Origin of the sequence: Microvirga vignae, from assembly GCF_001017175.1 — a bacterium.
Lineage (GTDB): Bacteria > Pseudomonadota > Alphaproteobacteria > Rhizobiales > Beijerinckiaceae > Microvirga > Microvirga vignae.
In genome coordinates this window covers 1-7,715 of sequence record NZ_LCYG01000140.1, presented here as the reverse complement: position 1 = coordinate 7,715, position 7,715 = coordinate 1, and the positions used below count along the sequence as shown (strand labels likewise).

8 protein-coding genes and 2 pseudogenes are annotated in these 7,715 nt (G+C 62.4%); 1 reads left to right on the top strand and 9 read right to left on the bottom strand.

Annotated features, from left to right (window positions below; translation table 11 throughout):
* On the top strand, positions 1-230 hold a 230-nt coding region (locus AA309_RS36165; RefSeq protein ID WP_210166528.1), incomplete at its 5' end, for a hypothetical protein.
* A 462-nt stretch (positions 231-692) separates the two neighbouring features.
* Here the strand turns inward: AA309_RS36165 and AA309_RS30770 are convergent.
* From AA309_RS30770 to AA309_RS37055, 9 genes and pseudogenes are all read right to left on the bottom strand, one after another.
* Complete coding sequence (locus AA309_RS30770) at positions 693-992, bottom strand: ferredoxin family protein (RefSeq protein ID WP_009488302.1); 300 nt, start codon at positions 990-992, stop codon at positions 693-695.
* Positions 993-1,007: 15 nt separating this feature from the next.
* A complete protein-coding gene (locus tag AA309_RS30765) occupies positions 1,008-2,315 on the bottom strand; it encodes an FAD-dependent monooxygenase (RefSeq protein WP_047192833.1) in 1,308 nt (435 codons plus the stop codon).
* 11 nt (positions 2,316-2,326) lie between these two features.
* Positions 2,327-3,436, bottom strand: a complete 1,110-nt coding sequence (locus tag AA309_RS30760) for an electron transfer flavoprotein subunit alpha/FixB family protein (protein ID WP_047192835.1) — start codon at positions 3,434-3,436, stop codon at positions 2,327-2,329.
* A 16-nt stretch (positions 3,437-3,452) separates the two neighbouring features.
* Positions 3,453-4,304: an electron transfer flavoprotein subunit beta/FixA family protein gene (locus AA309_RS30755; RefSeq protein WP_047192832.1), complete on the bottom strand. Its 852-nt coding sequence runs from the start codon at positions 4,302-4,304 to the stop codon at positions 3,453-3,455.
* A gap of 185 nt (positions 4,305-4,489) precedes the next feature.
* Positions 4,490-4,873 (bottom strand): nitrogenase stabilizing/protective protein NifW, encoded by a 384-nt coding sequence (nifW, locus tag AA309_RS30750; protein ID WP_047192831.1) that lies wholly within the window; start codon positions 4,871-4,873, stop codon positions 4,490-4,492.
* A gap of 61 nt (positions 4,874-4,934) precedes the next feature.
* Positions 4,935-5,599, bottom strand: a pseudogene (locus tag AA309_RS32725) (beta/alpha barrel domain-containing protein); the annotation flags it as partial.
* Positions 5,600-5,630: 31 nt separating this feature from the next.
* Positions 5,631-6,824, bottom strand: coding sequence for a cysteine desulfurase NifS (gene nifS, locus AA309_RS30740; protein WP_047192830.1), 1,194 nt, complete (start codon positions 6,822-6,824; stop codon positions 5,631-5,633).
* Positions 6,825-6,835: 11 nt separating this feature from the next.
* The gene (locus tag AA309_RS37060) at positions 6,836-7,327 is read right to left on the bottom strand and encodes a NifU family protein (protein ID WP_052955128.1); all 492 of its coding nucleotides are present in this window, start codon (positions 7,325-7,327) and stop codon (positions 6,836-6,838) included.
* Positions 7,328-7,512: 185 nt separating this feature from the next.
* A pseudogene (locus AA309_RS37055) lies at positions 7,513-7,701 on the bottom strand (iron-sulfur cluster assembly scaffold protein); the annotation flags it as partial.
* Positions 7,702-7,715 lie beyond the last annotated feature (14 nt).

The window sequence follows — 7,715 nt, the reverse complement described above, 5'->3', positions numbered from 1 at the left end:
CAGCCGACGCTGGCGGCATCGTCTCTGACGCGGTCGATCGACAATGTTCCACTGATGTGATGCTCAGCCTTGACCGCGACCCCAACAAAGGTACTGGGGCCGCGGCTCGAAGATGGTTGACGGTCGACCTGACATGGTTCGGACGTGCTGATATCCGGGATGACGAGCGGCATCCCCGTAGTGGCGATTTAGTCGATGACGGCGTGCGGGATGACGCGGCGAAGGCCTGATTGAGGTGGGTGTTGCCATTTGCGGTAATCTCCGGCTCTGCTTCAGCGTCCAGGATGACGCTTGCTCCATGACCTCCTGGCAGAAACGGGGAGAGGATGTTCCCGACATGGGCAAGCGTGACCTCCAGCTGGGTGGGCGTGGCCAGGACCTCAGAGATCTCGTGGATGATGCTGAGCGACATTTCCGCCTTGCGCATGGTTTTGATGGGGGGCTCAGGCCGGGTGTTCCAAGGTCCGACGTCATCGACCCGATCCCGCAGCATGTGGGTCATGGACACACCTCAGGGCTTGTCCAGGGTGCTCCTCCCCAGCGCCTTTTTGTATTTTGAGTTCCGACAACATAGTATTCACGCCCCCTTTTGAATTTTAAGCGCGAGATGGTTCCTACCAATATTGATGCGGTGTTTGGCCGCAATTGCGGGTGTCTCCCAGTTCACGCTCTTAAAACGGTGCGTACGCCAGTCATCCGAACTTGAAGAGGACACCGAAGCCGCCGCGTGGATAGTTCCACTCGATCTCGCCCGACGCTTCGCAGAGCACGCGGCAGGTGCCGCATTCCATGCAGCCGTCGGCGGTGATCTCGACCTGGCCCTTGTCGTTCAGCTCGTAGCACTTGGCCGGGCAGACGCGTGTCAGTGCGATAAGATTGGGACTCGGCTTCTCGTGCGGCCGCACCTTGATGTGCGGGCCCCCGGCATCGACCAGGTAGCGGTTCAGGAAGAGCTTGTCCTCGACGCGGAGTTCGGCCACTGCAATCGTCATCTCGTCGCTCCTTATTTAGCGCCAAGCGAACGCCAGGCGGACCACGTCGCTGACCATGCCCCAGCGCGAGCGCGCCTTGATGAAGGCGGCCGTGGTCGCCTTTTCCTTCTCGATTTTCGGCGTGCCGTCGACGCGCAGGAAGTTCTGCGCGGCCTGCGATATCAACTGCGGATAGGTCATGAAGAAATTGCAGGAATTGGTGTGGAGCAGGGCCGGCATGTCCTTGTATTTCTTTAGATCTTTGACAACAAAGGAGTTGTCCAGCATGGTCTTGTAGAGGGCGAGGTTCTCCTTGGTCATAGGGTTCCTGCGGCTGTTGACATGGAAGATCGCCTCGCCGGCGATGCGGCCGGAGGTCATGGCGAGGTTGGAGCCTTCGCGGTGCACGGCATTGTTGAGCTGCGCCGCGTCGCCGACGACGAGCCAGCCGTCGCCGAAGAGCTGTGGGATTGCCTTGTAGCCGCCTTCGGGAATGAGATGGGCAGCATATTCCTTGACCTCCGAGCCGGCGATCAGCGGCCGGACCGACGGATGGCGCTTGAAGGCTTCGAGAAGCGCGTAGGGGCTCTCCATCGTGGAGGCGAAATCGGAGACCAGGCAGCCGATGCCGAGCGAAATCGACTCCCTGTTGGTGTAGAGGAAGGCCAGTCCGGTCATGCCGCGCGAGATGGTGCCGGCGGCTTCGATCACGCAGCCTTCATTGCCCTTCAGGCCGAAGCGCTCTCCGATGACCTCTTCCGGCAGGAAATGCATCTCTTTGACCGCGAGCGCTACCGTTTCCGGCTTCGGCATCTCGCGCAGGCCCGCGCGGGTGCCCAAAAGGCCGTTGACGCCTTCGGCAAGCACGACGACGTCGGCGAAGATGATGTCGCCGGCGCGGTCGGTGCGCACGCCGATCACCTTGCCGTTGGTGTCGTGGGCGAGCTCGGTCACGGTGGTCTCACAGAGCACGGTCGCGCCGGCCTCGCGCACCTTGCGCGAGAACCACTTGTCGAACTGGGCGCGGATGATGGTGTAGCGGTTGGGCTTGGCCTCGTTGAAGTCGTCCGACCGGTAGTGCATGCCGGTGTGGGAGGTATTATCCATCATCCAGAAGCGCTGCTCGACGGGGTGGCGCTCTAGCGGGGCGTCCTCGCGAAAGTCCGGGATGATCTTCTCCAGCATATCAGCATACATGATGGCGCCCTGGACGTTCTTAGAGCCCGGATATTCGCCGCGCTCCAGCTGCAGCACCTTCATGCCGCGGCTCGCCATGGTGTAGGCGGCCGCATTGCCGGACATGCCGGCCCCGATGACGATTGCGTCGAATTTTTCCGCGGTCATGGCCGTCTCCGTCAGCTGGCGAGCTTGTCGCGGTTGTGCGGCGAGAGCCGCCGCGTGAAGGCTTCCGTCAGCGCCGGCAGGAAGCGGATCGCATCGATGACAATGCCGAGGTGGGCGAAATCGAAAATCGGGGCGTTCGGGTCGGTGTTGATGGCCACGATCAGATCGGCTCCCTCGACGCCAACCCGATGCTGGATAGCGCCGGAAATCCCGACCGCTATGTAAAGCTTCGGCCGAATGGTCTTGCCAGTTTGGCCGATCTGCCGATCAGCCGGCATCCAGCCCTTCTGGACCAGCGGGCGCGAACAGCCATATTCGGCGCCGATTGCCCGCGCGAGATTCTTCACAAGCTGCAGGTTCTCCACCGCGCCGAGGCCGAGGCCGCCGGCCACGACGACGTTGGCATAGGCGAGATTGGCCTTGGCCGATTGGTTGTCGGGCAGGAATCCGAGGATCTTGGTGACGACGTCTTCCTCGGCCATGGCCAGCTTGTGCTGGATGACCCGGCCCACCGGCTTGTCCACCCGCTGCGGCATGGCCATGACCCTCGGTCGCACTGTGGCCATCTGCGGCCGGTAGTTGAGCGTGTAGATCGTGCAGAGCAGTGAGCCGCCGAAGGTCGGCCGCGTCGCGGCTAGCGAGCCGTCGGCGTCGACGTCGAGTGCGGTGCAGTCGGCGGTGAGCCCTGTCAGCAAGGTCGTCGCCACGGAGCCGGCAAGATCCCTGCCAAGCGTGGTCGCCCCCAGAAGCAGGATCTCGGGCTTGTAGGTGTTGAGCAGGTCGGTCATCGCCCTGGTGAAGGGCTCGTTGCGGTAATGGGCGAGCAGCGGGTCCTCTATGACATAGGCGAGGTCGGCGCCATAGGCGAAGGCCTCGGCGACCGCATGCCACGTCGCCTCGCCGGGCGGGCCGAGCACGACGGCAGCGAGCTCTACCCCGAGCTTGTCGGCGAGCTTGCGGCCTTCGCCGAGTAGTTCGAAGGAGACGGGATGGACTTGGCCGCGCTCCAGCTCGATGAAGACCCAGACGTGCCGGTAGTCCTTGAACTGCTCGGGCAGCTCCTTCTTCATGCCGGCACGGCCGGCGGTGGGAGAAGGGGTTTCTCGGTTCGCGGTCGACATCGTCTGCTCCTTGCCGTCACGCGCCGCCATCGACGGCGAGTTCCTGTTCCAGCGCCGGCTGGCGGGTGAAGATTGCGGCAATCAGATCGTCAGCGAGATCGCGCAGCGACTTATCGGTGGTGTCGATTTGCGCCGCCTTTTCCGCCCGACTGGTTGGGGCGAAAACACGCTTGACGACCGTCGGCGAGCCGCGCAGGCCGCATTTGGTGAGGTCCTCAATGCCGGCATCGGCCGCACTCCACTTCACGATCTGGCTGCGCGCGGCGCGCAGGGCGTCGTCGAGCGAGCCGCGGCGGATCTCGTTGGTGCCTTCCAGCATAGTGATGAGGCAAGGGAGCCTGCTCTTCAGCATCTGCATGCCGCCTTCCGAGCGGCGCTCGACCGTGATCTCGTGCGCATCGAGATCAATGGAGGCGATCTTCGCGACATAGGTGAGCTGCAGGAGGTCGAGGCGCTTGGCGATGCCGGGCCCGACCTGGGCGGTGTCGCCGTCGATCGTCTGCTTGCCGGTGAAGACGATATCCGGCATGCCGAAGGTCTCACCGACCTTCGCGATCGCCTGAGAGAGAGCGAAGGAGGTGGCCAGCGTGTCGGAGCCGGCAAAATAGCGGTCGGTCAAGAGCACCGCGCGGTCGGCGCCGTAAGTGAGCGCCTTGCGCAGCGCGTCCTCTGCCATGGGCGGGCCCATCGTAAGCACGGTGACCTCGCCGCCATGGGCGTCGCGCAATCTGAGTGCTTCTTCAAGGGCGAACAGGTCGTAAGGGTTGATGATGGTCGGCACGCCCTGGCGCATGATCGTGTTCGTCACCGGATGGACGCGGATCTGCGCGGAGTCCGGCACCTGCTTGATACAGACTACGATGTGCATGGCGGTCTCTCTAGGCTCCTTTCCGGATGCTGGCTTGGTGGTTCATCGCCTTCCCAGCATCATTCGTGCCAACCGCTTTGCGTTTCCCTATGCCTTTGAAATGCGGTTGTTTCCTTCTGAAGGCGCCACCGTGGTGACCGGATTTGTCGGCTTCTCGACATTGTCGCGTCGCAACCGTGTCGCGCTCATTCCTGTCCGAACAGCGTCAGGACGGAGTCGAACGGGACGAACGTGCGGCCGGGCGTGGCGGGTTTGTCCGGATCGTGGTCTCTAAGCACCTTGAAGACCCGGTGAGTGAGCGGTGAGGACGTCGCAAAGTCCTCGTAGGCACGTTCGAGCATGATGCGCACCCGCGCGGCGATTACCCGGTCGGAGAGATCGGAGAAATCCACTTCAGCGAGGTATTGCCCCATGCGCCTCATGATATGGAGCCGTGAGACATTGAGCACCTTCGGATCATAGGAGACGCCAAGGACTGCGAAGAACTCCTCCGCAGCTGACAGGCCCTTTAGCCGCGCGAGGAAGTCAGTGACCTCGATGGGACGGCTGTTGGCGAAATCACTGCTCATTGCATTCTCCCTCTCGGAAACGGTGGTCTCGGGTGCGTTCGCCGCAAGCTGACGCTGCACCGTGAAATTCGAGGTCGACGGGAGACTGGTCCGCGACCTGGGCCGCAAATACGACGGTCGAAAAGGGGTCGAGAACACCGACCAGGCCGGAAAGCCTGACACGGCTTGCGCCGGCGCGCGCGGCCGTCTCGATCACACGGGCGAGATGATCCCGGGCGGCCCGCGAGGCATTCTCGCAGCCCACCGTGACGAAGAAGCCGCAGGCGGCGGCGCGCCCGACCACGTGCTCGATGACGTGAAGCGCTCCCGCCCGATCAAGGCCGAGCTTGGCGGTGAGTTGGATGTCCGATGCAGGCAGCGACAGATTGACGGCGGCGATACCGCTCTCGATTGCTGCGTTGAGATCCTCCGACCTCATTTGGCACCAGGCCTTGGTTGCGTAAAAGCGCTGACGTGTCACTCGTTGAAGCAATTTTGTGTCGTCCAGGACTGGATCAGCCGGATATTTCTCGGTGCAGACGCATGAAATTGTACAAATTGTGCACCAAGATCGGGCCAGTTTGAGTTTTGATACAGCCAGGGCCGTGAGCCGAACCGGGAGACGCAGCGCGCCCGCGGCGCGAATTGCTTTGACCTCGTCGGCGCCCATGGCCGTCGTGAAGGCACACCGGGTGCCTGCGCGTCGTCGCGCAGGGTCGTATCGTTGAGAAAGACCGGACATTTCATGAGCGGCTGTCGGCTCTTCTGCCCCTCAGGCCTAGACCGGATCGCAGTTCTTCGGCACTTCGCCCCCGGCCCCGAACGGGGAAAGAGCACGCAGCTTCTCCACGATTCCGGGCATGACCTCGAGCACCCGGTCGACATCCTCCTTGCCGTTGTCGCGCGAGAAAGAGAAGCGGATCGCCCCGCGTGCCGCGGTATAGGGGATGTTCATCGCCCTCAGGACATGGCTCGGCTCCAGCGAGCCGGAGGAGCAGGCGGAGCCGGAGGAGCAGGCAATGCCCTCGCGATTGAGGAGAAGCAGCATGCCCTCGCCTTCGATATATGCGAAGGTGATGTTTGCGGTGTTCGGCAACCGCTCCAGCGTATCGCCGGTAACGAAGACGTTTGGGATGCGCTGGAGAAGTCCTTTTTCCAGACGGTCACGGAGCGCCTTTACCCGTGTGTTCTCGTCGTCCATGAAGTTCAAGGCGAGTTCGGCCGCCTTGCCGAACCCGACAATGCCGGGCGTATTCTCTGTGCCCGCCCGCCGGTCGCGCTCCTGGTGCCCCCCCTTGATCAGTGAGCGGAAGCGCACGCCACGCCTAACATAAAGTGCGCCGATCCCTTTCGGGCCGTGCAGCTTGTGGCCGGAGAGCGACAGCATGTCGATTGCGGTCGACTTCAGGTCCATCGGGAGCTTGCCGGCGGCTTGCACTGCGTCGGTATGGAAAAGGGCGCCGACTTCCTTGGCTAACTCAGCAAGCTCGACCACGGGGAAGATCGTACCGGTCTCGTTGTTCGCCCACATGATCGAGACGATTGCCACGTGCGGCGTGAGGGCGGCCCTGTAGGCGTCGAGGTCGAGCCGGCCCTGGCGATCCACTGGGATCCTGTGCACCTTGACGCCGCGCGTCTTCTCAAGATGCGCGCAGAGCGTTAGCACGGCCGGATGCTCGACCGCGGACGTCACGATCTCTGTTCGGTGAGGCATCACCTCGAGCGCCGAAAGGATCGCCGCATTGTCGCTTTCCGTCCCGCCCGAGGTGAAGACGATCTCATGGTCGTACTCCGCGCCGGTCAGTACTTGCACCTGCCGACGCGCCTCCTTCACCGCCGTACCGACGGAGGCACCAAAACCGTGCATCGACGAAGGATTGCCGAAGTGATCCGTAAAGAACGGCAGCATCGCTTGAACAACTTCAGGATCGACTCGTGTCGTCGCGTTATTGTCGAGATAGATAGGCCTCATGGGTGCGATCCTCAGCTAACCGGAAGGACGCGAAGCGCGAGCCCGGTCGCCTCATTGAGCTTCTGGCGCATGCAGTTGATGGTGACCGAGGCGGGCTGGCAGCCGGTGCAGGCGCCCGACAGTTTGACGTAGACCTGGTCGCCATCGACATTTACAAGTTCGCAATCCCCGCCGTCAGCCCGCAGGTAAGAACGCATGTCCTCGACAGCGTTTTCGATCAGTCGAATTCGCTGCAGCGTCGTCATTTGACGGCTGGCGGCTTTGGGTCCCGCTGAGAGCTGAACTGTTTCGGGTGGCGATGTTCTCCGCATCCCACCGGACGCGATCGCCGGTTCCGGAATCGACTTCGACCTTGCCTTGTTCTTGAGGGCGCGGAGATCCGTTGCGCCGGCCCTATAGGCCTGGTCTGCCGTAATGAGGCCTTCGGCGACCATCGCTGCATGGACCCGGACAAGCACTTCCTCAATGGCTTCGAAGCATGTGAGGTAGCCGCCGCCAGCCATTGTGTAGCGCGTAACCTGCTCGATGGTGTGTACTTGTTAATACGGACGGCCCGCTCGATCACCCCTTCGTTGATACCGAAGCATTTGCAAACGAGGGCACCGTCCTCGTGATCGTCGCCCCATTCCTCGCCGCGGTAGTTGGCGATTGCAGCCTGCAGTGCCTCATAACGTATCACCGAGTAATTCATCCTCTCCGGCGGCAGGCCACCGAGAAAGTCCGCTATGTCCTGATTAGTGATCCGGCGGGTTTCATCGAAGGTTTTGCCGATGATGAGTTCGGTAAGCGCCGACGAGGAGGCGATCGCGGAGCCGCAGCCACAGGTCTGGAATGTCGCGGCAGTGATCGTCTCCGTCACCGGATCGCCGCTGATCATCAATTTAAGCGCAT